This is a genomic window from Burkholderia pyrrocinia (assembly GCF_022809715.1).
Classification (GTDB): domain Bacteria; phylum Pseudomonadota; class Gammaproteobacteria; order Burkholderiales; family Burkholderiaceae; genus Burkholderia; species Burkholderia pyrrocinia_C.
Window position 1 is genome coordinate 2,279,074 of record NZ_CP094459.1, and the last position, 23,000, is coordinate 2,302,073.

General features: G+C 66.6%; 25 protein-coding genes. 12 read left to right on the forward strand and 13 right to left on the reverse strand.

The annotated features are described in order from the left end of the window. Positions 1-70: 70 nt before the first annotated feature. The 3 genes from tadA to MRS60_RS10595 form a co-directional block, all read right to left on the reverse strand. The gene (gene tadA / locus MRS60_RS10585) at positions 71-667 is read right to left on the reverse strand and encodes a tRNA adenosine(34) deaminase TadA (RefSeq protein WP_181152213.1); all 597 of its coding nucleotides are present in this window, start codon (positions 665-667) and stop codon (positions 71-73) included. Beyond that, the gene (locus MRS60_RS10590) at positions 664-1,065 is read right to left on the reverse strand and encodes a DnaJ family domain-containing protein (protein ID WP_034181150.1); all 402 of its coding nucleotides are present in this window, start codon (positions 1,063-1,065) and stop codon (positions 664-666) included. The genes tadA and MRS60_RS10590 overlap by 4 nt, the downstream gene beginning before the upstream one ends. 279 nt (positions 1,066-1,344) lie before the next feature. Beyond that, entirely contained in the window at positions 1,345-2,556 is a 1,212-nt protein-coding gene (locus MRS60_RS10595; RefSeq protein WP_105390479.1) for an MFS transporter, read from the reverse strand. Positions 2,557-2,908: 352 nt separating this feature from the next. Here MRS60_RS10595 and MRS60_RS10600 point away from each other — a divergent pair, with 352 nt between their 5' ends. The 6 genes from MRS60_RS10600 to MRS60_RS10625 all read left to right on the forward strand — a co-directional run bounded on the left by MRS60_RS10600 (position 2,909) and on the right by MRS60_RS10625 (position 8,158). Continuing rightward, a complete protein-coding gene (locus MRS60_RS10600) occupies positions 2,909-3,679 on the forward strand; it encodes a GntR family transcriptional regulator (RefSeq protein ID WP_105390478.1) in 771 nt (256 codons plus the stop codon). Continuing rightward, complete coding sequence (locus MRS60_RS10605; RefSeq protein WP_243564668.1) at positions 3,676-5,415, forward strand: fumarate reductase/succinate dehydrogenase flavoprotein subunit; 1,740 nt, start codon at positions 3,676-3,678, stop codon at positions 5,413-5,415. Before MRS60_RS10600 ends, MRS60_RS10605 begins: the two co-directional genes overlap by 4 nt. A gap of 11 nt (positions 5,416-5,426) precedes the next feature. Beyond that, on the forward strand, positions 5,427-5,672 hold the full coding sequence (locus MRS60_RS10610) for a 4Fe-4S dicluster domain-containing protein (protein ID WP_131948657.1): 246 nt from the start codon (positions 5,427-5,429) through the stop codon (positions 5,670-5,672). 146 nt (positions 5,673-5,818) lie between these two features. Continuing rightward, positions 5,819-6,811: a HEAT repeat domain-containing protein gene (locus MRS60_RS10615; protein WP_243564669.1), complete on the forward strand. Its 993-nt coding sequence runs from the start codon at positions 5,819-5,821 to the stop codon at positions 6,809-6,811. After that, positions 6,808-7,149, forward strand: coding sequence for a gamma-butyrobetaine hydroxylase-like domain-containing protein (locus MRS60_RS10620; RefSeq protein ID WP_243564670.1), 342 nt, complete (start codon positions 6,808-6,810; stop codon positions 7,147-7,149). The genes MRS60_RS10615 and MRS60_RS10620 overlap by 4 nt, the downstream gene beginning before the upstream one ends. A 391-nt stretch (positions 7,150-7,540) precedes the next feature. Beyond that, the gene (locus MRS60_RS10625; protein ID WP_243564671.1) at positions 7,541-8,158 is read left to right on the forward strand and encodes a 3'-5' exonuclease; all 618 of its coding nucleotides are present in this window, start codon (positions 7,541-7,543) and stop codon (positions 8,156-8,158) included. A 407-nt stretch (positions 8,159-8,565) separates the two neighbouring features. On the opposite strand, the gene MRS60_RS10630 is transcribed toward MRS60_RS10625, so the two are convergent. Next, a complete protein-coding gene (locus MRS60_RS10630; protein WP_243564672.1) occupies positions 8,566-8,826 on the reverse strand; it encodes a hypothetical protein in 261 nt (86 codons plus the stop codon). A gap of 141 nt (positions 8,827-8,967) precedes the next feature. Between MRS60_RS10630 and MRS60_RS10635 the strand changes: the two genes are divergently transcribed. Both MRS60_RS10635 and MRS60_RS10640 read left to right on the forward strand, forming a co-directional pair. Then, on the forward strand, positions 8,968-9,687 hold the full coding sequence (locus tag MRS60_RS10635) for a hypothetical protein (protein WP_243564673.1): 720 nt from the start codon (positions 8,968-8,970) through the stop codon (positions 9,685-9,687). 48 nt (positions 9,688-9,735) lie between these two features. Next, a protein-coding gene (locus MRS60_RS10640) for an IS3 family transposase (protein ID WP_243564674.1) occupies positions 9,736-10,835 on the forward strand; the annotation gives its coding sequence in 2 pieces (ribosomal slippage) (positions 9,736-9,988 and positions 9,988-10,835; 1,101 coding nt in all). Positions 10,836-11,032: 197 nt separating this feature from the next. On the opposite strand, the gene guaA is transcribed toward MRS60_RS10640, so the two are convergent. The 5 genes from guaA to MRS60_RS10665 form a co-directional block, all read right to left on the reverse strand. Continuing rightward, positions 11,033-12,652: a glutamine-hydrolyzing GMP synthase gene (guaA, locus tag MRS60_RS10645; RefSeq protein WP_175749932.1), complete on the reverse strand. Its 1,620-nt coding sequence runs from the start codon at positions 12,650-12,652 to the stop codon at positions 11,033-11,035. Between the two features lie 107 nt (positions 12,653-12,759). Continuing rightward, entirely contained in the window at positions 12,760-13,362 is a 603-nt protein-coding gene (locus MRS60_RS10650) for a hypothetical protein (protein WP_034181137.1), read from the reverse strand. A gap of 6 nt (positions 13,363-13,368) precedes the next feature. Next, complete coding sequence (gene guaB, locus MRS60_RS10655; RefSeq protein WP_034181136.1) at positions 13,369-14,829, reverse strand: IMP dehydrogenase; 1,461 nt, start codon at positions 14,827-14,829, stop codon at positions 13,369-13,371. 277 nt (positions 14,830-15,106) lie between these two features. Continuing rightward, positions 15,107-15,907 (reverse strand): DUF2182 domain-containing protein, encoded by an 801-nt coding sequence (locus MRS60_RS10660; RefSeq protein ID WP_243564675.1) that lies wholly within the window; start codon positions 15,905-15,907, stop codon positions 15,107-15,109. A 33-nt stretch (positions 15,908-15,940) separates the two neighbouring features. Then, on the reverse strand, positions 15,941-16,705 hold the full coding sequence (locus tag MRS60_RS10665; RefSeq protein WP_243564676.1) for a DUF899 domain-containing protein: 765 nt from the start codon (positions 16,703-16,705) through the stop codon (positions 15,941-15,943). A 114-nt stretch (positions 16,706-16,819) separates the two neighbouring features. Between MRS60_RS10665 and MRS60_RS10670 the strand changes: the two genes are divergently transcribed. From MRS60_RS10670 to MRS60_RS10680, 3 genes are all read left to right on the forward strand, one after another. Further along, positions 16,820-18,040, forward strand: a complete 1,221-nt coding sequence (locus MRS60_RS10670) for a helix-turn-helix domain-containing protein (protein WP_243564677.1) — start codon at positions 16,820-16,822, stop codon at positions 18,038-18,040. Positions 18,041-18,071: 31 nt separating this feature from the next. After that, a complete protein-coding gene (locus MRS60_RS10675) occupies positions 18,072-18,758 on the forward strand; it encodes a Vgb family protein (protein ID WP_243564678.1) in 687 nt (228 codons plus the stop codon). 170 nt (positions 18,759-18,928) lie between these two features. Beyond that, on the forward strand, positions 18,929-19,912 hold the full coding sequence (locus tag MRS60_RS10680; protein ID WP_105390467.1) for a DMT family transporter: 984 nt from the start codon (positions 18,929-18,931) through the stop codon (positions 19,910-19,912). A gap of 63 nt (positions 19,913-19,975) precedes the next feature. On the opposite strand, the gene MRS60_RS10685 is transcribed toward MRS60_RS10680, so the two are convergent. Next, positions 19,976-20,299 carry an RnfH family protein gene (locus tag MRS60_RS10685; protein WP_034181131.1) on the reverse strand — a complete coding sequence of 108 codons (324 nt, stop codon included), beginning with the start codon at positions 20,297-20,299 and terminating at the stop codon, positions 19,976-19,978. Between the two features lie 4 nt (positions 20,300-20,303). Continuing rightward, entirely contained in the window at positions 20,304-20,741 is a 438-nt protein-coding gene (locus MRS60_RS10690) for a type II toxin-antitoxin system RatA family toxin (protein ID WP_034181130.1), read from the reverse strand. 98 nt (positions 20,742-20,839) lie between these two features. On the opposite strand from MRS60_RS10690, the gene smpB reads away from it, so the two are divergent. Beyond that, positions 20,840-21,286 (forward strand): SsrA-binding protein SmpB, encoded by a 447-nt coding sequence (gene smpB / locus MRS60_RS10695; RefSeq protein WP_034181129.1) that lies wholly within the window; start codon positions 20,840-20,842, stop codon positions 21,284-21,286. A 251-nt stretch (positions 21,287-21,537) separates the two neighbouring features. Here smpB and MRS60_RS10700 read toward each other — a convergent pair whose 3' ends face one another. Next, a complete protein-coding gene (locus MRS60_RS10700; protein WP_034181128.1) occupies positions 21,538-22,473 on the reverse strand; it encodes an SPFH domain-containing protein in 936 nt (311 codons plus the stop codon). A 33-nt stretch (positions 22,474-22,506) separates the two neighbouring features. Further along, entirely contained in the window at positions 22,507-22,941 is a 435-nt protein-coding gene (locus tag MRS60_RS10705; RefSeq protein WP_243564679.1) for an NfeD family protein, read from the reverse strand. Positions 22,942-23,000: the final 59 nt, after the last annotated feature.

The window sequence follows — 23,000 nt, forward strand, 5'->3', positions numbered from 1 at the left end:
TAGAGGGTCCGAACCGTCTTCGGTTCAGCGGAACCGTGCGCGCCCGGGGCGACAGGCGCGGCCGGCGCGACTATGACGCGCCGGATTCGGCGTCGCGGGCCAGCCGTGCTTCGCGCAACGCGCGACGGCGCTCGGCGAAGAACGACTTCAGCGCGGCGCCGCACTCGTCGGCGAGCACGCCGCCGGTCACTTCGGTATGGTGGTTGAGCTGCGGATTCGCGAACGCGTCGATCACGCTGCCGCATGCACCCGTCTTCGGATCGGCGGCACCGTAGACGACCCGCGCGATGCGCGCGTGCATGATCGCACCCGCGCACATCAGGCACGGCTCGAGCGTCACGTACAGCTCGCAGCCGGGCATCCGGTAATTCTGCAGATTTTGCGCGGCCATGCGCAGCGCCGCCATTTCCGCATGGGCCGACGGGTCGTGCCCGCCGATCGGATGATTGAAGCCGCGTGCGATCACTTCGTCGCCGCGCACGAGCACCGCGCCGACCGGCACTTCGCCGGCCGCGCGCGCCTCTTCCGCGGCGGCCTGCGCGAGCCGCATGAAATGCAGGTCGCGCGCCGATACGGGTGCGGTTTCGGAAATAGGAGACTGTGCGGCGGGTTCAGCGGCCGCGTCGGCCACCGATCGGGCTGCGTCGTGCAGCGCGTCGGACGTCACATCGGCCCCGTTTCGGCGGGCGCCTCGTCGAGCCCGCGCTCGCACAGGCGTTCCGCGATGCGCCGGCAGTAGTCGCGCGGCATCACCATCGGGCCGCCGCGCAGCGATTCGAGCGCCATGTCGAGCGCCAGGATCTTCGCCTGCAGCCGGCAGCGCGCGGCGCGGTCGCTGACCGCCTGCACTTCGTCATGCAGGTTGCGCAGCGCGCGCAATTGCTCGACAGCCGGCGGCACGAAGCCCGCGTTCTTCAGGATACGGTTGGCCACCCGCACCTCCTCGGGCACGAGCAGGTCGTCATCCAGCGCCTGCGGCGCGCCGGTACCCGGCAAATCGTCGAACTCGCCCCGCGCGGCGGCGGCGGCAATACGTTGTTCGACCAGGGCGTCAAGCAATCTCATCAGTCAATGGGAACAATGCGGCAGGCCGAATTCTAGCAGGGTGACGCGGGTATGACAGGCCCTTCGAATACATGCTCGATATTGTGCTTTTAGGGGCCGAATCGTGACGCATGCGCGCCGATCGGCGCCAGTTGCCGGTCTGCTGCGCCGCAGCGGGCGAAGCGCCGTCCGGGCACCGGCAAATGCAGGCGGTGTCGGGCCCTGATTTTTATCTGCGGCGGTGCGTTCCGGGCGTCGCCAATCCGGCGAAACGGACACCGCCCCACTTCCGCTGCCGGGTCACGCGGCCACCGTTTCCGGCCGTGCTTTCGCAAACGGGCGAAACATCATCGCGATCAGGAACGCGCCGAGACCGATCGCGAACGAACCGAGGTACAGCCAGCCGTAACCGCCGAACGTATCGACGATCAGGCCGCCGGCAACGGGCCCCGCGGCCATGCCAAGGCTGCCGGCCATCGCGCTGCCTCCGATCACGGTGCCCATCATCCGCAGCGGGAAGTTCTCGCGCGCGAGCACCGAATACAGCGGCATCACGCCCGCATAGATGAAGCCGAACAGTGTCGCGACCGCGTAGAACCCGTCCAGCGTGCGCACGAAGTAGTAGCCGAGCGCGCCCAGCGCCTGCGCGAGCAGCCCGGCCACCAGCATGCGCTTCGCGCCGACACGGTCGCCGAGGAGCCCGAACACGATCCGGCCGCCCATGCCCGCGAGCCCTTCGACGCTATAGATCGACACCGCGACGATCAGCGGGATCCCGCACGTCACCGCATAGCTGACCGTATGGAAAATCGGACCCGAGTGCGTCGCACAGCAGAAGAAATTGGTCAGCAGCAGCACCATGAACTGCGGCGAGCGCAGCGCGTCCGCGACCGACATCGCCGCGGGCGCGCCGGCAGGCGCAGGCGCCGCGTGCGCACGGTCGAGCGCGGGCGCCCGGCGCACCAGCAGCGACACTGGGATCATCACGACGGCCGCCAGCGCGGCGACGAGCAGCATCGACGTGCGCCAGTCGTGCGTCGACACGAGCCACGCGGCCAGCGGCGACATCGTCATCGGCGCCATCCCCATGCCGGCCGAGACAAGCGACACCGCCAGGCTGCGGTGCGTGTCGAACCAGCCCGTCACGCACGCCATCATCGGCGCGAACACCGCGGCCGTCGCACTGCCGACGGCAAGGCCGAAGGTCAGCTGGAACGCGAGCAGCGACGGCGCTCGGCTCGCCAGCGCGAGGCTCGCCGACAGCAGCACGGCGCCCGTCACGACGACCGCGCGCGTGCCGATCCGGTCCGACAGGCTGCCCCACCCCATGCTCGCGAAGGCCATCGCGATGAAGCCGAGCGTCATCGCGCCGGAAATGCCGGTCATCGACCAGCCCGTGTCGCGCGCAATCGCGCGCAGGAACACCGGCAGCGAAAACATCGCGCCGATCGCGATGCAGCCCATCAGGCCGCCCGCGGCGACGATCACCCAGCGGTATCGGGAATCCGGCATTTGGCGTCTCCTTGTTCGTTTCGGCAATCCTCGGGAACCGCGCGCCTGCTGCGCCGCGCGGCGGCCTGCCCGGCTGTCGCATCGACGCTGTCGCGAACCCGGTCGACATGGATACGACGAGCGACGCATCGGGAAATCGACATGTGCGGCGCACGCGCCGGCGATTTTTTGGATTGTCAGCCGATCCGCGCGGCTGGCAACGGGCGGATCGTTCGAACACCGAACGCAGGAGCGCCCCTCCGGCCCGCCGCCCCGCTTTTCCGATTTCGGAAAGTCGAAATCAGAAATGGTTGGTTTGGACGCACGATCGCGCTGGCTACACTCGGACCATCTTGTCATAACAAGTTGACCGATGCCTCCAACCAACGTCGTCCCGCTGTCGGCGGCCCCGCTCTACGTGCAGATCAAGGACACGCTGCGCGCGCGCATTCTCGACGGCACCCATGCGCCGCACAGCAGGATGCCGTCCGAGCACGAACTCTGCGCGATGTTCGACGTCAGCCGCATCACGGTGCGCCAGGCGCTCGGCGACCTGCAGAAGGAAGGCCTGCTGTTCAAGCTGCACGGCAAGGGCACGTTCGTGTCGAAGCCGAAGGCGTTCCAGAACGTGACGTCGCTGCAGGGGTTCGCCGAGGCGATGTCGTCGATGGGCTACGAGATCGTCAACCAGTTGCGCAGCTTTCGCACCGTGAAGGCCGATCGCCATCTCGCGACGAAGCTGAACGTGCCGGAAGGCGCGCCGCTCGTCGAGATCCATCGCGTGCGGCTGCTGAACCGCGAGCCCGTGTCGCTCGAACAGACCTGGGTGCCCGAAGCGCTCGGCAAGCGTCTTGCGGGCACCGATCTCGCGACCCGCGACATCTTCCTGATCCTGGAAAACGACTGCGGCATCCCGCTCGGTCATGCCGACGTGTCGATCGACGCGATCCTCGCCGACGACGAGATCGTCGACGCGCTGCACGTCGAGGAAAGCAGCCCCGTGCTGCGCATCGAGCGCCTCACGCACGACGCATCGGGCGCACCGATCGACTACGAATACCTCTACTTCCGCGGCGACGCCTTCCAGTACCGGTTGCGCATCGACCGGCAGAAGGCGCGCAAACCTGCAAGGAACCCGAAATGAATACCCATCTGCACGAATACGACGTCGTCGTGGTCGGCGGCGGCACGGCCGGCCCGATGGCGGCGATCAAGGCGCAGGAACGCGACCCGTCCCTGCGCGTGCTGCTGCTCGAAAAAGCCAACGTGAAGCGCAGCGGCGCGATCTCGATGGGAATGGACGGACTGAACAACGCGGTAATCCCCGGGCATGCGACGCCCGAGCAGTACACGCGCGAGATCACGATCGCCAACGACGGCATCGTCGACCAGGAAGCCGTGTACGCGTATGCGACGCACAGCTTCGCGACGATCGAACAGCTCGACCGCTGGGGCGTGAAGTTCGAGAAGGACGGCACCGGCGACTATGCAGTGAAGAAGGTCCATCACATGGGCTCGTACGTGCTGCCGATGCCGGAAGGACACGACATCAAGAAGGTGCTGTACCGACAACTGAAGCGCGCACGCATCGCGATCACGAACCGGATCGTCGCGACGCGCGTGCTGACCGACGCGCACGGCCGCGCGAGCGGCGTACTCGGCTTCGACTGCCGCACCGCGGAGTTCCACGTGATCCGCGCGAAGGCCGTGATTCTCTGCTGCGGCGCGGCCGGCCGGCTCGGGTTGCCGGCGTCGGGCTACCTGATGGGTACGTACGAGAACCCGACCAACGCGGGCGACGGCTACGCGATGGCCTATCACGCCGGCGCCGCGCTCGCGAATCTCGAATGCTTCCAGATCAATCCGCTGATCAAGGACTACAACGGTCCTGCATGCGCATACGTGACCGGGCCGCTCGGCGGCTTCACCGCGAACGGCCGGGGCGAGCGCTTCATCGAGTGCGACTACTGGAGCGGCCAGATGATGTGGGAGTTTTATCAGGAACTGCAAAGCGGCAATGGCCCCGTGTTCCTGAAGCTCGACCACCTCGCGGAAGAAACGATCCGAACCATCGAGCAGATCCTGCATACGAACGAGCGGCCGAGCCGCGGCCGCTTCCATGCGGGGCGCGGGACCGACTACCGCAGCCAGATGGTCGAAATGCACATCTCCGAGATCGGCTTCTGCAGCGGCCACAGCGCGTCGGGCGTCTACGTGAACGCACGCGCGGAGACGACCGTTCCCGGGCTCTACGCCGCCGGCGACATGGCCGCCGTCCCGCACAACTACATGCTCGGCGCTTTCACGTACGGCTGGTTCGCCGGGCAGAACGCGGCCGACTACGTGGCCGGCCGCGACCATGCACCGGTGGACGACGAACAGGTCGACGCCGAACGTACACGCGTGTTCGCCCCGCTGTTACGCGAGCGCGGCCTGGCGCCCGCACAGGTCGAATACAAGCTGCGCCGCATGGTGAACGATTACCTGCAACCGCCGAAGGTGACGCGCAAGATGGAAATCGGGCTTCAGCGTTTTGACGAGATTACTGAGGATATCGAAGAAATAAAGGCGAGCCACCCTCACGAACTGATGCGCGCGGCCGAAGTGCGGGCGATCCGCGACTGCGCGGAAATGGCCGCTCGCGCGTCGTTGTTCCGCACCGAGAGCCGCTGGGGGCTGTATCACCATCGCGTCGACTATCCGCACCGCAACGACGCCGAATGGTTCTGCCATACGTGGCTGCGCAAGGATGCCTACGGCGCGATGCGCAGCGAGAAGCGGCCGATCGAGCCTTACATCGTGCCGCTGGCCGACGACGAACGCGGCGCCTACGCGCATCTGCGCATCCGTGAACCGGCCGCGCTCGCGGCCGCTCTCTGAGGAGCCTTACCATGCCCCATACCCCGCACGACATCTTCCAGCGCAGCAGCGCGCCCGTCACGATCGACGAGACGCTGTGCATCGCAGACAAGGGCTGCACCGTCTGCGTCGACGTGTGCCCGCTCGACCTGCTCGCGATCGACGTGACCAAGGGCAAGGCCTACATGCAGTTCGACGAATGCTGGTACTGCATGCCGTGCGAGCGCGATTGCCCGACCGGTGCGGTCAAGGTCGAGATTCCTTACCTGCTGCGCTGACCGGGTGCGCGGCCAATCGTCGTCATGCCGCCCGAGCGGGTCGTGCATCGACGACGTGATGGCCGGGCCGACGTTCGCCAGGTTCGCATCGCCCATGCACCGCGTTCCACGAGCAGCCGCCCTTTCATCGAACCGACCTTTTGCCCATGACCGCTTTCTCTTCCACCTCCTCGCTGCCCGGCACGCACGATCCGGATCTGGTCGCGCTCGTCGCCCGCCTCGCTGCGCCCGACGCATCCGTGCGCCGCATCGCGCTGCTTGAGCTCGCAGATCTCGAGGAATCCGATCTCGTACCCGCGTTCGTCGCGGCGCTGCGCGACGATCCGTCGGCCGACGTGCGCAGCGAGGCGGCTCGTGTGCTCAGCGCATGGGAACAGCCCGACGTCGTCGATGCGCTGTGCCGCGCGTTGCTCGATCCGGACGACGGTGTGCGCGCCACCGCTGCACAGAGCCTGTCCGAACTGAAGGACGCGACATCGGGCGCCGTGCTGTGCGGCTGGGCCGACCGGCCCGAGCCGTTCGTGCGTAGCGCCGTGCTGCGCGGGCTGCGCGAGTTGCGCGATCCCGATGCGTTCGCGCCTGCGTTGCGCGCACTCGACGCCGACGCCGCGGCCGTGCGCGCCGAGGCCGTCGCCGTGCTCGGCTGGCTCAGGGATATACGCGCACTGCCACCGCTCGCACGCATCGCGACAGCCGACGCCGACGCGGACGTGCGGCGTGTTGCGGTCGGCGCGATCGGGTTCGCGGCACCCGGTGACACGACCGTTGTCACCGCATTGCTCGTGGCACTGCGCGACACTGCATGGCAGGTCCGCGAGGAAGCGGCCGCAACACTCGGCAAGCTGCGTGTCGCGATCGCGCGTAACCAACTCGTCGCCGCACTCGACGACGACTACTGGCAAGTGCGATTGCGCGCCGTGCGCGCGCTCGGGCAGCTACGCGATGCTGCTGCGGCGCCGGCCGTCGTCGTGCTGCTCTCGCATGCGATCAGCAATCTGCGCAAGGAAGCCGCACTTGCACTCGGCGAATTGCGCGACCCCGGCACGCTGCCCGCACTACACGACGCACTCGAGGATCGCGATCCCGAAGTGCGCAAGGCCGTGCGGATCGCGATCCAGCAGATCGGAGAAGCACGATGACACCACCGACCGAAATCGTGCTCGACCACGCAGCGCGTGCGTTGACGCTGCGCTGGCCGGGCGGCGACATGCAACGCATCGGTTATGTGCAGCTACGCAGCAGTTGCCCGTGCGCTGCTTGCCGCAAGATCCGGTTCGGCGCAGGCGTGGTCGACGCGCGACCGGACGTGACGCTGGACGGCGTGGAAGCGGCCGGTTACGGCATTCGCCTGCTGTTCGGCGATGGTCATGCTCGCGGCATCTATCCGTGGCCGTATCTGGCGGAACTCGGAAAACGCGACACGGATCCGGACATCGGCACGCATTGCGTGCGCATGTTCGGCGATCTCGCGAACTGACCGTCAGCGGGCCGGCCTCGCATCGGTGCCCCGTTCCGGGCTCGCAGCATGCTTCGATGCGCTGCCGCGCCCGCTCGGCACACTCGAAACGTTGCCGCCGAAGCCATCGCGCGCGGCACGCAGCCGTGTTACGCGTCATGCGTCATGCGCGACGCATCGGCAGCACGCATTCGACGATCGAAAAGGCGCGCTGCATGAAACCGTTGAACCGATCTGCATCGCACCGCAGTCTTGGAATCGGAGGTTGACAACGCCCCCATGGCACAGGATCGCAAGCGGCGAAATGGCGAGGACGATCGCTTCTCGGGCTGGACGCGTCTTTCACAGGCCCGAAGATGCTAACCTCTTGGCCAAACTAACGCGCCACCGCATGAAGCAATAGGATTCAACAATGCAAACCGTTGCGGTACTGGACTTCGAAACGACCGGGCTTTCGCCGAATCTGGGCGACCGTGCTACCGAAATCGCCGTCATCCTTCTACGCGACGGACAAGTCGTCGACCGTTTCCAGAGCTTGATGAATGCGGGCCGACGCATACCGTCCGATGTCGTCGCGCTGACCGGCATCACGAACGACATGATTGCGTCGGCTCCCCCGGCGTCGAAAGTCATGAAAGAAGCGGCGGCGTTCGTCGGCAAGCATGCCGTCGTGGCGCACAACGCCGGTTTCGACAAACGGTTCTGGCAGTCGGAACTCGGACTTCTCGACATGTCAGCCGAGCACTCCTTTGCCTGCACGATGCTTGTGGCGAGACGCATCTACCCGGACGTTCGGAGTCACCGCCTGTCGAGCCTGGCCGAGACGCTGCAGTTGCCGAAATCGGGCCGCGCTCACCGGGCCATGGTCGACGCCGAGATGGCCGGTCATCTGTGGTGCCGGTTGCAGCACGACATTGCGCGGACTTATGGACTGGATCGTATCGATCACGATCTGATGACACGTGTCCAGACAACGAGCAAGGCGAAGGTGCCCATGTATTTGCGTTCGCTCGTACGCTCGCACACGTGAAATCGGAGCAAGGGGCGCAAGCCATCGCCATCGAACGCACCTTCGGCTGCTGAAAGCAGTGCCGACGAAACCCGACAACAGATTGCCGCGGCAAGAATGCCGCACGACGCTTCCTGACTCATGCAACGCATCAATGCAAACGGCCTGGCAACCGCCAGGCCGTTTCTTGTCCGAATCTGCGACTGGACAGCTGACGCGCTGAACCAGCAATCCGCCTACGAACTATCGCGACATCAACCAATGCGCAACGACGAGAGCGGAATCAAGCGCTGATTCAGCAGGAATGCTTCCCACTCAGTGATCTACAAAAGACATAGTCTATTGATTTTCATGGATATTTTTTCCGCTTATATTCTCGATACCATCAGAAATACCATGTCCAGCGAGCGCTAAAAATTGTTGCGTGGCTAGTCCAACCGGTTTACTCCTGCCCTGGCCGCCGAAGCCGATTCCGCAGCGAAAGCAGACAATGCCTTTTGCGGTTCGGCGCCAGATGCCTCCAGGCCTCGTAGCGCTTGACTGGCGCCATCTCTGATGTCCAACTCCTTGTCCGATAACAGCCGGTTGCTCTCATCGCGCACTTGATCCGGATGGAGATACTTCACGTCGAGAATGGGCAAAGCGGCATAGCGCAGCCGAGCATCTTCGCTGTGAAGCAAGCGGGCCACAGCGATTGCCTCCTCCTCCGAGTACAGCCCTTTGAACACAGCTGCTCGGAGGAGATCCGGCCGTAGCCCGCCGGTTACAGCTCCTTCCAAGAGCTTTGAGCGCAACAGTGCTGAGCCGGCAGCTTCAGCTAGGAAAAGCACGTGGAGCTTCAGGCCAAGCGCGGGCTTCAACGGGGGGATGACCTTTGGGATGCCCTGATGGACTTGTCCAGGGGCGTTTCCGACGGCACGATCGACGCGGGGGTCTTGGCTGTGTGCCCAAACAGCAGCGGCACGATCCGCGAAGCCTTGGCCGAGGACATCATCCGGCTGGGCGCGGGACGAACCGACGGACTGCGCGAGATTGGCCAAGCGTGGGCGGCGCAGCTGTTGGCATCGTCCTTGGACGCTACCCTGGTATGCAGACACTTGCGCATCGTCGTGGTCAGCGCGGTTGACGGAAGCCGGGAGGCTGAGGCTACGGCCGCTGAGCGGCTTGGCCGCATCGTCCAAAACCAGGAGGCAGCGTGGCCGGTGCTTGTGGAGTATGGGCGGCGCTTGATACGCAGGAGGGAACGGTCGGCACCAGAAGACATCTACCGAACCTTGTCGCTCGCCAAGGTCGCACTGAAGACTAGCGAAGTCGAAACGCGCGTTCAGTTGTCCGCAGCCACACGCCAATGGCTGCATCGCACCTACGCCAGCATGACTATTCTTGGCATGCACAGCAAAGTTCCCTTCGAGGCATGTTGGCTCGAACTGGATGCACATGCGATGGAGGATACGTCGACTGAACAGGAGGACCTCGACAAGGCTCTTCGCCGCTACCATGAGTACGGCCATCGTCGCAGGAACGGCGGTGACCTGAGGCGTTTCTTGTAGCCATTTGGCAAGTGAGTTCTCTTTTATCCTAGAGGCAAGGAGAACTCGATGAAGAAGCGATTTACCGACGAGCAGATCATCCGCATCTTGCGAGAGGCCGAGAGCCGGGATGAGCCGGTGAAGGATCTGTGCAAGCGCCACAACATCTCGGAACAGACCTTCTATCGTTGGCACAACAAGTTCGGCGGGATGGACGTGGCTGACGCGCGTCGACTTAAGGAGCTGGAATCGGAGAACGATCGGCTCAAGCGCCTGATCGCCGAGCAGATGCTGGTGATCGACGGCCTGAAGGAATTCAGCCGAAAAAAATGAGCACCCCGACGGGCCGGCGCGAAGCGCTGGAAGTCCTGACTCGGCGGGGGCTCTCGCAACGCAAGGCATGTTGCTACCTGGGGCTGAGTCGCCGGGTGGCAACCTATACGCTCAAGCAACCGGAGAAGGATCGGAGCCTGGGCGAGCGACTGATCGCGGCCGCTCAGGAAGTGCCGCGCTTCGGCTACCGGTGGATGTCGGCTTGGCTGGCGCTGGGCGAATCGCGCGTGCGGCGAATGTGGCGAGCCTTGCAGCTCAACATTCCGCGGCGGCGTCCTCGCCGTCGTCGTTGTGGCAACGACATTCGCCTGCCCGGTGCGACACAACCCAATTCGGTATGGAGTTACGACTTTGTGCACGATCAACTGGTGGATGGGCGGGCGTTGAAGATGCTTTGCGTGATCGACGAATACACCCGCGAGTGCCTGGCGATCGAGGTCGGCGCCAGCCTGCGGTCGCAGGATGTGATTCTGACGCTGTCGCGACTGATGCGGCTGTACGGCAAGCCCGCATTCGTTCGGTCGGACAACGGCGCCGAATTTACCGCTGCCAAGGTCATGCGCTGGCTGCGAGATGCTGAAATCGGCCCGGCCTTCATCGCGCCCGGCAGTCCGTGGCAAAACGGGTTCGTCGAGAGCTTCAACGGCAAGCTGCGCGACGAATTGCTGAACCGGGAATGGTTCCGCAGCCGCGCCGAGGCCAAGGTGCTCATCGAACGCTGGCGGCAGTTCTACAACGAGCGCCGGCCCCATAGCGCACATCGCTATCAACCTCCCGCTACGGTCCGTCGAGCCTGGCTGGATTCCGATAATATCGACACGAGACTCACTGCCTGATTGGTCACAAAATTCCGCCGCAGGTCAGTCTTGGCATCATGCAGAAACGATACCATCGTTCATACCATAAGGAAAACGTGCTTGAGGGTGCCGGAAGATACCGGCCATTGCCAGACAGGAATGCAAAAAAGCCCGCAAAATCGCGGGCTTAGGTGTGTTTTACTGCCAACGGATGCCGGCCGGTGCCGGACGCCGAATCACTCCCACTCGATCGTCGCCGGCGGCTTCCCCGAGATGTCGTACACCACCCGGTTGATCCCGCGCACCTCGTTGATGATCCGGTTCGACGCGCGGCCGAGCAGCGCGTACGGCAGGTGCGCCCAGTGTGCGGTCATGAAGTCGGTCGTCTGCACCGCGCGCAGGGACGTCACGTAGTCGTACGTGCGGCCATCGCCCATCACGCCGACCGACTTCACCGGCAGGAACACCGCGAACGCCTGGCTCGTCAGGTCGTACCAGCTCTTGCCGACATCGGCCTCGCCGCACAGGCCGGCAGCCGCATCCTGCGCGGTCGCCGTCGTGTTGCGCAGCTCTTCGATGAAGATCGCGTCCGCACGCCGCAGCAGTTCAGCGTATTCGCGCTTCACTTCGCCGAGAATCCGCACGCCGAGGCCCGGGCCCGGGAACGGATGGCGGTACACCATCTCCGGCGGCAGGCCGAGCGCGACGCCCAGTTCGCGCACTTCGTCCTTGAACAGGTCGCGCAGCGGCTCGAGCAACTTCAGGCCAAGCGTTTCCGGCAGGCCGCCGACGTTGTGGTGGCTCTTGATCGTCGTCGCCTTCTTCGTCTTCGTACCGCCCGATTCGACCACGTCCGGATAGATCGTGCCCTGCGCGAGCCACTTCGCCTTCGACAGCTTCTTCGCCTCGGCCTGGAACACCTCGACGAACTCGCGGCCGATGATCTTGCGCTTCGCTTCCGGATCGGTCACGCCGGCCAGGTGGCCGAGGAACTGATCGGACGCGTCGACGTGCACGACCTTCGCGTGCAGACGGCCCTCGAACATGTCGAGCACCATCTTGCCTTCGTTCAGGCGCAGCAGGCCGTGGTCGACGAACACGCAGGTGAGCTGGTCGCCGATCGCGCGGTGAATCAGCGCAGCCGCGACGCTCGAATCGACGCCGCCCGACAGGCCGAGAATCACTTCCTCGTCACCGACCTGCTCGCGAATCTTCGCGACGGCTTCCTCGATATGGTTGCGCATGATCCAGTCGGGCTTCGCGCCGGCGATCTGCAGCACGAAGCGCTCGATGATCTGGCGGCCCTTCACCGTATGCGTGACTTCCGGGTGGAACTGCACCGCGTAGTAGCCGCGCGCCTCGTCGGCCATGCCGGCGATCGGGCAGCTCGGCGTCGACGCCATCAGCGCGAAGCCCGGCGGCAGCTCGGCGACCTTGTCGCCGTGGCTCATCCAGACCTTCAGCATCCCGTGGCCTTCGGCCGTCGTGAAATCCTCGATGCCGTCGAGCAGGCGCGTATGGCCGTGCGCGCGCATTTCCGCATAGCCGAATTCGCGATGGTCGCTCCACTCGACCTTGCCGCCGAGCTGCACGGCCATCGTCTGCATGCCGTAGCAAATGCCGAGCACCGGCACGCCGAGATCCCACACGGCCTGCGGCGCGCGCAGCTGGTGGTCTTCGTACGTGCTCGCGTGACTGCCCGACAGGATCACCGCCTTCGGCGCGAACTCGCGGACGAAGTCGTCGGACACATCGTTCGGATGAATTTCGCAGTAGACGTGCGCTTCACGCACGCGTCGCGCAATCAGTTGGGTGACTTGCGAACCGAAGTCGAGAATCAGGATTTTGTCGTGCATGGCTGCGGACGGGATGAAGAGAATAAGAAAAGCAGCGCATCAAGCGCTGCGTCAATAGCATGGACAGCGGCGTCGGGCGGCAGGCGGCACGCGCGACGCATGGCCGGTCAATCCTGCATCGGCGGGCGCTCGTCGAGTGCGACACCGCCCGACGATGATTGGCTGGATGCAGCCGACGAAGGTGCAGCAGGCGCCGCAGGACGGCTGACGACAGGTTCGACGCGCTGCGGTGCGGGCGACGACGCCGGCGCCATCGCCGGCTCGGCCGGACGCTGCGCCGGAGCGCGCGCGTCGAGCGCCTGCGCCTTCTCGCGCCGGCGCACGGCCGATGCGAGCCGCACGCCGCCGAGGCCGAGCACGATCAGCGCGACCCCGGCCACGGCCGACAGCACCCGGCCGGCGGCCGCGAGCGCGGGACCGCTGCCGGTGCCGATCGACCAGACGATCGTCAGCGCGCCGGTCAGCCAGTACACGTGGCCGACCGACCGCGCGACGGGCGCCGTGAGATCGCCGTTGAACGCCGCATGAAACGCGAGCCACGCGAGCCCGAGCAACGCGATGCCGAACGCCTGGCCGAGCATCGCCGGCTGGATGTTCGCAAGCTGCAGCGCGTTGAAGAGCGACTGCCAGGGCGTCAGCACGAACAGCACGCCGAACGCCAGCAGCAGCACGGCATCGATGATCAGCACGGCTCGCAGCAGCGGTTTCATCGGCGGTCAGTCCACGTGGTAGTTCGGCGCTTCCTTCGTGATCTGCACGTCGTGCACGTGCGACTCGCGCATGCCCGCAGCGGTGATCTGGACGAATTCGGCCTTGTCGTGCAGCTCGTCGATCGTCCGGCAGCCGCAGTAGCCCATGCTGGCGCGCACGCCGCCGACCAGCTGGAACAGGATCGCGTTGACCGAACCCTTGTATGCGACGCGGCCTTCGATGCCTTCCGGCACGAGCTTGTCGATGTTCGCCGAGTTGTCCTGGAAGTAGCGGTCTGCCGCGCCGTCCTTCATCGCACCGACCGAACCCATGCCGCGGTACGCCTTGTACTGGCGGCCCTGGTACAGGAACACGTCGCCCGGCGACTCTTCGGTGCCCGCCAGCATGCTGCCCATCATCACCGCGTTCGCGCCGGCCGCGAGGGCCTTCGACACATCGCCCGAGAAGCGCACGCCGCCGTCGGCGATGCACGGCACGCCGGTGCCCTTCAGCGCTTCCGCGACGTTCGCGATCGCGCTGATCTGCGGCACGCCGACGCCCGCGACGATCCGCGTCGTGCAGATCGAGCCGGGGCCGATACCGACCTTGACCGCGTCCGCGCCGTATTCGACGAGCGCCTTCGCGGCGGCGGCCGTCGCGATGTTGCCGCCGATCACTTCGACGTGCGGGAAATTCTGCTTGACCCAGCGGACGCGCTCGAGCACGCCCTTGCTGTGACCGTGCGCGGTATCGACGACGATCACGTCGACGCCGGCCTGCACCAGCAGCTCGACGCGTTCTTCGTTGTCCGGACCGACGCCGACCGCCGCGCCTGCGCGCAGCTTGCCGTGTTCGTCCTTGCACGCGTCCGGGTGCTCGGTCTGCTTCGTGATGTCCTTGACGGTCATCAGGCCGCGCAGTTCGAACGCGTCGTTGACGACCAGCACGCGCTCGAGGCGGTGGCTGTGCATCAGCGCCTTCGCTTCGGCGAGCGGCGTGCCTTCCTTGACCGTGACGAGGCGCTCGCGCGGCGTCATGATCGACTTGACCGGCTCATCGAGGCGCGTTTCGAAACGCAGGTCGCGGTTCGTGACGATACCGACGAGCTGCGGGCCTTCGACGACCGGGAAACCCGAGATGCCATGCTGGCGCGACAGCGCGATCACGTCGCGCACCTTCATTTGCGGCGGCACCGTGATCGGGTCACGGACGACACCCGACTCGAAACGCTTGACCTTCGCGACCTCGCGGGCCTGTTCGGCCGGCGTGAGGTTCTTGTGGACGATACCGACGCCACCCTGCTGCGCCATCGCGATCGCGAGACGACCTTCGGTGACCGTGTCCATGGCGGCGGACACGAGCGGCATGTTCAGGGAGATGTTGCGGGTCAGCTTGGTCTTGAGGCTGGTGTCGCGCGGGAGAACGTCGGAGAAGGCGGGTACGAGGAGCACATCATCGAAAGTGAGTGCTTTTTGGATCAGACGCATGGCAAATCCTATGGGCGCAAAAGCGAATTATACGCGAAGCGCTGCGAATTTTCACAACACGAACAACGGCTTAGCCGTTTTCGTGTGTTCGGGGGCCGAATCGTTCGGATCGCCGTTCGGTTCGTTTTCGATCGCCTTTCGTTTCACCGCCGCATCGAGCCATTCGCGCAACGGGCTGCGCCGCGGCAGCTGCGGCTGTCGCGGCCGAGCCACACGCCAGCCGCGGCACCGGTCGCCCGCGGCCGGCGACGCGCCGGATCGGCTCGCCTCCCCGGCCTTATACCAGCCCGGCCGCGCGCGCGATCATCGCGAGGCCGCCCCCGATCGCGATACCGCCGACCAGCCGCGCAACACGCTCGCCGGCCGGCGCCAGCCGCTCGGCGGCGATCGCGACCGTCACGGCGGCCATCACGCGCAGATCCATCATGCCGGCCGCCAGCGCGATCGCCATCAGGTTCCCGCAACAGGCGCCGCAACGCATCGCGGTTCGCACGCCGTGCCGCCAGGCCGCACCGGCGGCCGCCCGCGACCGGTGCGGGCCCGCCGCCGCGTGCCGGCAGCACGCCAGCCGGCGCGCCTTCCACGCCGAGAACTGCAACACGCCCGCGCCGAGCACGACCGCGCCGGCCGTGAACGGCATCGCACGGGCGAGCGCCGGCAGCCGTGCGGCGGTCGTCAGCGTGCCGCCGAGCGCAAACGTCACCGCGCCGAGCGCCATCCATACCGCGAAATAGCCGGCGCTCGCGACGACGACCAGCCCGGTCGAGCGCGCCGCGCCCAGCGGGCCGACGCTCTGCCGGTACCGCCAGAGCGTCGGCGCCAGCACGGGCAGCATCATCGTCACCGTCATCGCGCCCCACATGCCGGCGAACGCCGCGAACGCGCGGCCGGCGCCCCATCCGCATGGCCGCAGCCACGCCGACGACAGCGTCCAGCCGCCGGGCATCGGCTCGTCGCCCATCGCGTCCATCGACGCGTGCTGCGCCAGTGTGACCATCGCCGCGGCGGCGAACACCGCGACGAGCGCCGTGCCGAATGCGCGATCGCGGCCCCTGTCGCCGATTGCCGGCCGTGTCATCGCACGCTCCTCCCGCCCGTCGCCGGCCCGCGCTCAGCCGCGCGCGTATTCATCGTGGCGGCGCCACCACGGGCCTGCCTCGTTGCGCCCGCGCGGCGCGTGATCGAGCCACTGGTACATCCCCCACAGCCCGTCGAGCCCGCGCGCATAGGTCGAGTACGTGTGATAGACGGCACCGTCCTCGCGCACGAACGCACTCATCCCCGGCCGGTCCAGCGAATACGTGACCGCGTCGGTGCCGCACGTCGCCGCGAACTGCACGACGGGCGCCGGCGGCGGATCCATGTCCATCGCGTGCCCCGCCCGCGCGTAGTTGTATTCGACGTCGCCCGTGCGCTGCTGCGTTTCGGTGAACGACACGTTGAAGTCGAAGTTGAAATCGCTGCCGACCGACGACGCCCACGGGAAGGTCCACCCCATCCGCTGCCGGTACGCGAGCAGCTTCGCGAGCGGCGCGCGCGACACGGCCGCGAGCGTTACGTCGTGGTTCGCCAGGTGTACGGCAAAACCGTCGAAACCGTCCGCAAGCGCCGAGCACGACGGGCAACCGGCCTTGTAGTCGGGGCCGAACATGAAGTGATAGACGAGCAGTTGCGAACGGCCGCGAAACAGGTCGTCGAGCGTCGCCTGCCCCTCTTCCGTGTCGAACCGGTAGGTCTTGTCGACGCGCACCCACGGCAGTGCCTGGCGCCGCCGCGCGAGTTCGTCGCTTTGCCGCGTCAGCGCCTTTTCTGCTTCGAGCAGCGCCCTGCGCTCGGCCAGCCATTCGTCGCGCGTTCCGGTGAGATGGGTCGTCATTGCGGGTTCCTCCTTCCGATGGGTATCCGGGCACGGCGTACGGCGCCGTGTGCGTGGTGCTAGATTAGTGCTCGGCATCGGGCCGGAGGGAGTGACAAGTGTGTCGGGATTCGAATGGATTCGTTGATCACCGCGGCCGCGCGCGCGCTCGCGGCCGGTGACGCGCTCGGTGCGCTGAACCGCGTCGCGCTGCGCGACGACGCGCCGGCGCTCGCGCTGCGCGGCATCGCGATGGCGCAGCTCGGCGATTTCGAACGCGCGCGGGCACTCGTGCGCGGCGCCGCGCGCGCATTCGGCGCGAAGGAAGCCGTGGCGCGTGCGCGCTGCGTCGTCGCCGAAGCCGAGATCGCGCTCGCGTCGCGCGACCTCCGCTGGCCGACGCGCGCGCTCGATGCCGCGTGCGCGACGCTCGACGCGCACGGCGACCGCGCGAACGCCGCGCATGCGCGTTATCTCGGCGTGCGCCGGCTGCTGCTGATCGGTCAGATCGACGATGCCGAACGGATGCTCGCGACGCTCGATCCCGCGCCGCTGCCGGCCGCGTCGCGCGCCGCCCATGAACTGATCGTCGCAGGCATCGCGATGCGCCGCATCCGCACGCATGCGGCCCGCGCGGCGCTCGCCCGTGCACGCGCGGCTGCCCGCGACGCCGGCATCGCCGCGCTGACGGCCGAAGTCGACACCGCAGCGCGCGTGCTCGATGCGCCGGCCGCGCGACTCATCGCGCGCGGCACGTCGCGGCTCGTTCGGCTCGACGAAGTCGAGACGCTGTTCGCGTCGAATGCGCTCGTCGTCGACGCGTGCCGCCACACGGTGCGCGACGCGCGCACGACCGTGTCGCTCGCGCGCCGCCCGGTGCTGTTCGTGCTCGCCCGCGCGCTCGGCGAGGCATGGCCGGCCGACGTGTCGAGAAACGCGCTCGTGGCCACCGCGTTCCGCGCGAAACATGCGGACGAATCGCATCGCGCGCGCCTGCGCGTCGAGATCGGCCGGCTCCGAGCAGTGCTGCGGCCGCTCGCGAACGTCACCGCGACGCCGCGCGGCTTCGCGCTCGAACCGCTCGGCGTGCGCGAGACCGTCGTACTCGCGCGCCCGGTCGACGATCGCCACGCGGCCGTGCTCGCGCTCCTCGCCGACGGCGAGGCGTGGTCGAGCTCCGCGCTGGCGCTCGCGCTCGGCGCGAGCCAGCGCACCGTGCAGCGCGCGCTCGACGCGCTCGCCGAAGCGGCCAAGGTGCAGGCGCTCGGCCGCGGCCGCGCGCGCCGCTGGATGACGCCGCCGCTGCCCGGATTCGCGACGACCTTGTTACTCCCTGCCGCGCTTCCGGGAGATTAGGATGGCCTCACCGAACGACGAGGTGACGAACATGAAACGCTCCAATGCAGACATCATTCGCGAGTACGGCCCGTTTCCGGGCGTCGACGGCGTGCACGGCGTCACGTTCGACGGGCGGCACGTGTGGTACGCGTCCGGCGACAAGCTGAATGCGCTCGATCCGGAGCGCGGCACGACCGTCCGCTCGCTCGACGTCGCCGCGCATGCGGGCACGGCGTTCGACGGCCGCCACCTGTTCCAGATCGTCGAGGACCGCATCGAGAAGATCGATCCGGAATCGGGCCGCGTGCTCGCGACGATTCCGGCACCCGGCGGCGGCGCCGACTCGGGGCTCGCGTGGGCCGAAGGCACGCTGTGGGTCGGCCAGTACCGCGAACGCAAGATTCATCAGATCGATCCCGAATCGGGCGTCGTGCTGCGCACGATCGAATCGAACCGCTTCGTCACCGGCGTGACGTGGGTCGACGGCGAGCTGTGGCACGGCACCTGGGAAGCCGACCAGAGCGATTTGCGGCACGTCGATCCGCGTACGGGCCAGGTGCTCGAGCAAGTCGACATGCCGTCCGGCGTCGGCGTGTCGGGGCTCGAATCCGACGGCCACGATCTTTTCTACTGCGGCGGCGGCAACAGCGGCAAGCTGCGCGCCGTGCGGCGCCCTGCGCACGTGCGGACGTCGGGCGACGGCGCCGGTGCGACGCCCGACCCGGCCGACGGCTGATTCGCACCGTACCGCGGCCGCGAACCCTCGATAACCAGGAACGGATCGCGGCCGCTCCGTCGCACGGCACGTCGAAGCCCCGCCACACCCCGAGTGCAGGAATGAACAAGACGCCGCCGAATCGGCGTCGCTAAGATGCGCGCTCGTCAGTCATGTGTTCGGAGCGGTCGATGCGGCGCGGTGTGGTCTATGGTGTCCTGGCAGGTGCCCTGTGGGGCATGGTGTTTCTCGTTCCGCGGCTGCTGACCGACTTCTCGCCGCTGCTGCTGAGCGTCGGCCGCTATGCGATGTATGGCCTCGTGTCGCTCGCGGCCGCGCTGCCGGCCGCTCGCTCGCTGCTCGCGCGGCTGACCCGCGAGGATCTCGTCGCGCTCGTAAAGCTCGCGGTCGTCGGCAACGTCGCGTACTACATGCTGCTGTCCGGCGCCGTGCACCTGATCGGCATCGCGCCCAGTTCGCTGATCGTCGGCGTGCTGCCCGTCACCGTCACGCTCGCGGGCCTCGGCGACCACGGCGCCGTGCCGCTGCGGCGGCTTGCCGTCCCGCTCGCACTGGTGATCGCGGGTATCGTCTGCATCAACGTCGACCTGTTCACGTCCGAGGCCGCGCATGCGACGACGCTCGGCCAGAAGCTCGCGGGCATCGCCTGCGCGGCCGGCGCGCTCGGGAGCTGGACCTGGTACGCGGTCGCGAACACGCGCTACCTGCAGCGCCATCATCATTTCGGCGGCAACGAATGGTCGGTGCTGTGGGGTGTCGTGACGGGCCTGATCGGCGCACTCTGCTGGATCGCGATCCTCGCGCTGCCGGCCGGCACGGTGCAGGCGGCCGTCCCGGCGTCGCGCTGGCAACTGTTCTGGCTGCTGAACCTCGTACTCGCGATCGGCGCGTCGTGGCTCGGCAACGGGCTGTGGAATGCGGCGTCGAAGCGGTTGCCGCTCACGCTGTCGGGCCAGTTGATCGTGTTCGAAACCGTGTTCGCGATGCTCTACGCGTTCGTGTACGACCAGCGGATGCCGCACGCGCTCGAGATCGCCGCGCTCGTGCTGCTGCTCGCTGGCGTGTACGGCTCGGTGCGACAGCACGGCGATACGCCCGCCGGCGGCGACACGCCGGGCAGCGCGTCGGTCAACGCGAACGCCGCGGCCCACTGAGCGCCGCGGCGTTTGATCGGACGAATCGGAGCGGAAAGAGCGAAAGAAGCGGAACCGCGCGCGTCAGCGCGCGTCCTTGTGCATCCACTTGCGGCCCTCGATGGAGCCGGCGCGGCGGGACTTGTCGACGCGCCGCTGGCGCGCCAGTTTCGGATCGACGATCAGCGGGCGGTAGATCTCGACGCGGTCGTGGTCGGCGAGCGGCGCGTCGAGCGGTGCGAGCTTGCCGTACACACCCGTCTTCGCTTGCGCGAGGTCGATCTCCGGGTGCAGCGCGAGCACACCGCTCGCGTCGATCGCCGAGCGAACGGTCGCGCCTTCGGGCAGCGACACCCGAATCAGCGTCTGGCGGTCCGGCAGTGCATAGCAGACTTCGATCGACAGCATCGCGTCACCCCTTCCCGTAGCGCTGGTCCGCGCGCTTCACGAACGAATCGACGAACGTGTTCGCGATGTGGCTGAACACCGGCCCGATGATTTTCTCGAGCAGGATGCTCGAAAACTCGTAGTGCAGCGCGAATTCGATCTTGCACGCATCGGCGCGCAGCGCGGTGAAGCGCCACGAGCCCGTGAACTTCTTGAACGGGCCGTCCGTGAACTCCATGTCGATCCGCGTCGGACGCTGCTGCGTGTTGCGCGTCGCGAAATGCTGCTTGATGCCCTTGAAGTTGATATCGATGCGCGCTTCCATCCCGCTGTCGTCCTGACGGCGAATCTCGACGCCGCCGCACCAGGGCAGGAAATTGGGGTAATCGGCCACGTCGGTGACGAGGTCGAACATCTGTTCCGCCGAATGACGGATCAATACGGTTTTCTGGACATCTGCCATAAATCGCGCGGCATCGCTGAAGGTGGGAAAGCAAGCCGGGCGATTCTCGCCCCGCTTTGCTAAAATCGTGATTTTAAACGAGTTGGCCCAATCCATTCATGAGCATCATCGACAACAGGAAGGCGCACTTCGATTATCACATCGAGGAACGCTACGAGGCGGGGCTCGTGCTGGAGGGCTGGGAAGTCAAGGCGCTGCGCGCCGGGCGCGGCCAGATCAAGGAAGGCTACGTCGTGGTGAAGAACGCGGAGATCTTCCTGATCGGCACCCATATCAGCCCGCTGCCCGAGGCTTCGACGCACATCAAGCCCGACCCGGTTCGCACGCGCAAGCTGCTGCTGCACCGTGAGGAAATCAAGAAACTGATCGGCAAGGTCGAGCAGCGCGGCTACACGCTCGTGCCGCTGAACTTCCACTACAAGGGCGGCCGCGTGAAGTGCGACATCGCGCTCGCGAAGGGCAAGAAGCTGCACGACAAGCGCGAAACCGAGAAGAAGCGCGACTGGGAACGCGAGAAGGCACGCATCATGCGCGCCGGCGCCTGACACGCGCGACGCGTATCGCAAACGACACGGCCCGCTCGAAGCGGGCCGTGTTGCTTTGAACTACATGAATCGTCGATACCGGTCGATCGACGGAGCCTGCCGGCTGGATTCCACACGCAACGCCGCTTGTTTCGGCTGAAGATACGCGCCGGCGGCATCCCGCAAGCTTTACCCGAACCGGCCCGGCTGCGCGACGATTGGCCGCATGCTGACCGCACGCGGCAACCGCCTGCGCATCGGACAATTCCGGCTCAGCCCTTCCCGCCCGCGGCCGGCGACGCGTTCTTGACGATCGACATCGCCGACGCGATCGCACTGCCGAGATCCGACAGGTTCGACGGCACGATCAGCGTATTGCCCTGCTTCGCGAGATTCGAGAACGCGCCGACATACTGCTCGGCGACCTTCAGGTTCACCGCGTCCATCCCGCCCTGCGACTGCATCGCGTTCGCGATCTTCTGGATCGCCTGCGCGTTTGCCTCGGCCACGGCAAGAATCGCGGCGGCCTCGCCCTGCGCCTGATTGATCGCGGCCTGCCGCTCGCCTTCGGACTTCTGGATCGCCGCCTCGCGCGCACCCGACGCGAGGTTGATCTGTTCCTGCTTGCGGCCTTCGGACGCGGCGATCAGCGCGCGCTTCTCGCGCTCGGCGGTGATCTGCGCCTGCATCGCGTGCAGGATCTCCTTCGGCGGCGTCAGGTCCTTGATCTCGTAGCGCAGCACTTTCACGCCCCAGTTCGCCGCGGCCTCGTCGAGCGCCGACACGATGCTGTGGTTGATGAAGTCGCGCTCCTCGAAGGTCTTGTCGAGCTCCAGCTTGCCGATCACCGAGCGCAGCATCGTTTGGGACAACTGCGTGATCGCGAGCACGAAGTTGCTCGACCCGTACGACGCCTTCATCGGGTCCATCACCTGGAAATACAGCACGCCGTCGACCTGAAGCTGCGTGTTGTCGCGCGTGATGCAGATCTGGCTCGGCACGTCGAGCGGAATTTCCTTCAGCACGTGCCGGTACGCGATGCGATCGACGAACGGCAGCACGATGTTCAGCCCCGGCGACAGCGTCGCGTGATAGCGCCCGAAGCGCTCGAGCACCCACGCATGCTGCTGCGGCACGATCTTCACCGTCTTCGACACGATCACGATCGCGATGACGAGCAGGACAACCCAGATGATCAGCGAATCCATGAAATATTCCCTCCTTGTTGTATCGGCGGACAATCAGCCCGCGGGTTTCGCCACGACCACGAGACAGTTGCCGCGCACGGCGCTTACCTGATACACGTGCGCATCGTCGCGCTCGCCGTTCGCCAGCTCGACGTCCCAGTCGGCGCCGCGATACTGCACGCGCGCACGGCCGTCACGCCACGCGTCGACCGTGACGGTCGCGCCGATATCGAGATTGACGTCGGGATTCGTCGACGTGTCGCGCTTCTGCTTGCGGCCGAGCCCCGAACGGCGCAGCACGATCATTGCGACGATCGCGACCACGGCCGCCGCGCCGAACTGCACGTGCGGCGCGAAACCCGCCAGTTGCAGCAAGCCGCCCGTGAGAAAGCCGAGCGCGATCATCAGCAGATAGAACGTGCCCGTCAGCAACTCGGCCACGACCAGCACACCCACCGCGACCCACCAGAACAGATGCCCCGACATCATTGTGGTCTCCAGAAAACATCCCCCACGCTCACTTGGCACGCTTGGGGCGGCCCGGCGCG

What these genes read in the sequence shown, in the direction of transcription:
- MRS60_RS10590 (WP_034181150.1), bottom strand. Translation starts at nt 1,065, where the DNA reads ATGAGATTGCTTGACGCCCTGGTCGAACAACGTATTGCCGCCGCCGCC.
- MRS60_RS10595 (WP_105390479.1), bottom strand. Translation starts at nt 2,556, where the DNA reads ATGCCGGATTCCCGATACCGCTGGGTGATCGTCGCCGCGGGCGGCCTG.
- MRS60_RS10600 (WP_105390478.1), top strand. Translation starts at nt 2,909, where the DNA reads ATGCCTCCAACCAACGTCGTCCCGCTGTCGGCGGCCCCGCTCTACGTG.
- MRS60_RS10605 (WP_243564668.1), top strand. Translation starts at nt 3,676, where the DNA reads ATGAATACCCATCTGCACGAATACGACGTCGTCGTGGTCGGCGGCGGC.
- MRS60_RS10610 (WP_131948657.1), top strand. Translation starts at nt 5,427, where the DNA reads ATGCCCCATACCCCGCACGACATCTTCCAGCGCAGCAGCGCGCCCGTC.
- MRS60_RS10615 (WP_243564669.1), top strand. Translation starts at nt 5,819, where the DNA reads ATGACCGCTTTCTCTTCCACCTCCTCGCTGCCCGGCACGCACGATCCG.
- MRS60_RS10620 (WP_243564670.1), top strand. Translation starts at nt 6,808, where the DNA reads ATGACACCACCGACCGAAATCGTGCTCGACCACGCAGCGCGTGCGTTG.
- MRS60_RS10625 (WP_243564671.1), top strand. Translation starts at nt 7,541, where the DNA reads ATGCAAACCGTTGCGGTACTGGACTTCGAAACGACCGGGCTTTCGCCG.
- guaA (WP_175749932.1), bottom strand. Translation starts at nt 12,652, where the DNA reads ATGCACGACAAAATCCTGATTCTCGACTTCGGTTCGCAAGTCACCCAA.
- MRS60_RS10650 (WP_034181137.1), bottom strand. Translation starts at nt 13,362, where the DNA reads ATGAAACCGCTGCTGCGAGCCGTGCTGATCATCGATGCCGTGCTGCTG.
- guaB (WP_034181136.1), bottom strand. Translation starts at nt 14,829, where the DNA reads ATGCGTCTGATCCAAAAAGCACTCACTTTCGATGATGTGCTCCTCGTA.
- MRS60_RS10660 (WP_243564675.1), bottom strand. Translation starts at nt 15,907, where the DNA reads ATGACACGGCCGGCAATCGGCGACAGGGGCCGCGATCGCGCATTCGGC.
- MRS60_RS10665 (WP_243564676.1), bottom strand. Translation starts at nt 16,705, where the DNA reads ATGACGACCCATCTCACCGGAACGCGCGACGAATGGCTGGCCGAGCGC.
- MRS60_RS10670 (WP_243564677.1), top strand. Translation starts at nt 16,820, where the DNA reads ATGGATTCGTTGATCACCGCGGCCGCGCGCGCGCTCGCGGCCGGTGAC.
- MRS60_RS10675 (WP_243564678.1), top strand. Translation starts at nt 18,072, where the DNA reads ATGAAACGCTCCAATGCAGACATCATTCGCGAGTACGGCCCGTTTCCG.
- MRS60_RS10680 (WP_105390467.1), top strand. Translation starts at nt 18,929, where the DNA reads ATGCGGCGCGGTGTGGTCTATGGTGTCCTGGCAGGTGCCCTGTGGGGC.
- MRS60_RS10685 (WP_034181131.1), bottom strand. Translation starts at nt 20,299, where the DNA reads ATGCTGTCGATCGAAGTCTGCTATGCACTGCCGGACCGCCAGACGCTG.
- MRS60_RS10690 (WP_034181130.1), bottom strand. Translation starts at nt 20,741, where the DNA reads ATGGCAGATGTCCAGAAAACCGTATTGATCCGTCATTCGGCGGAACAG.
- smpB (WP_034181129.1), top strand. Translation starts at nt 20,840, where the DNA reads ATGAGCATCATCGACAACAGGAAGGCGCACTTCGATTATCACATCGAG.
- MRS60_RS10700 (WP_034181128.1), bottom strand. Translation starts at nt 22,473, where the DNA reads ATGGATTCGCTGATCATCTGGGTTGTCCTGCTCGTCATCGCGATCGTG.
- MRS60_RS10705 (WP_243564679.1), bottom strand. Translation starts at nt 22,941, where the DNA reads ATGATGTCGGGGCATCTGTTCTGGTGGGTCGCGGTGGGTGTGCTGGTC.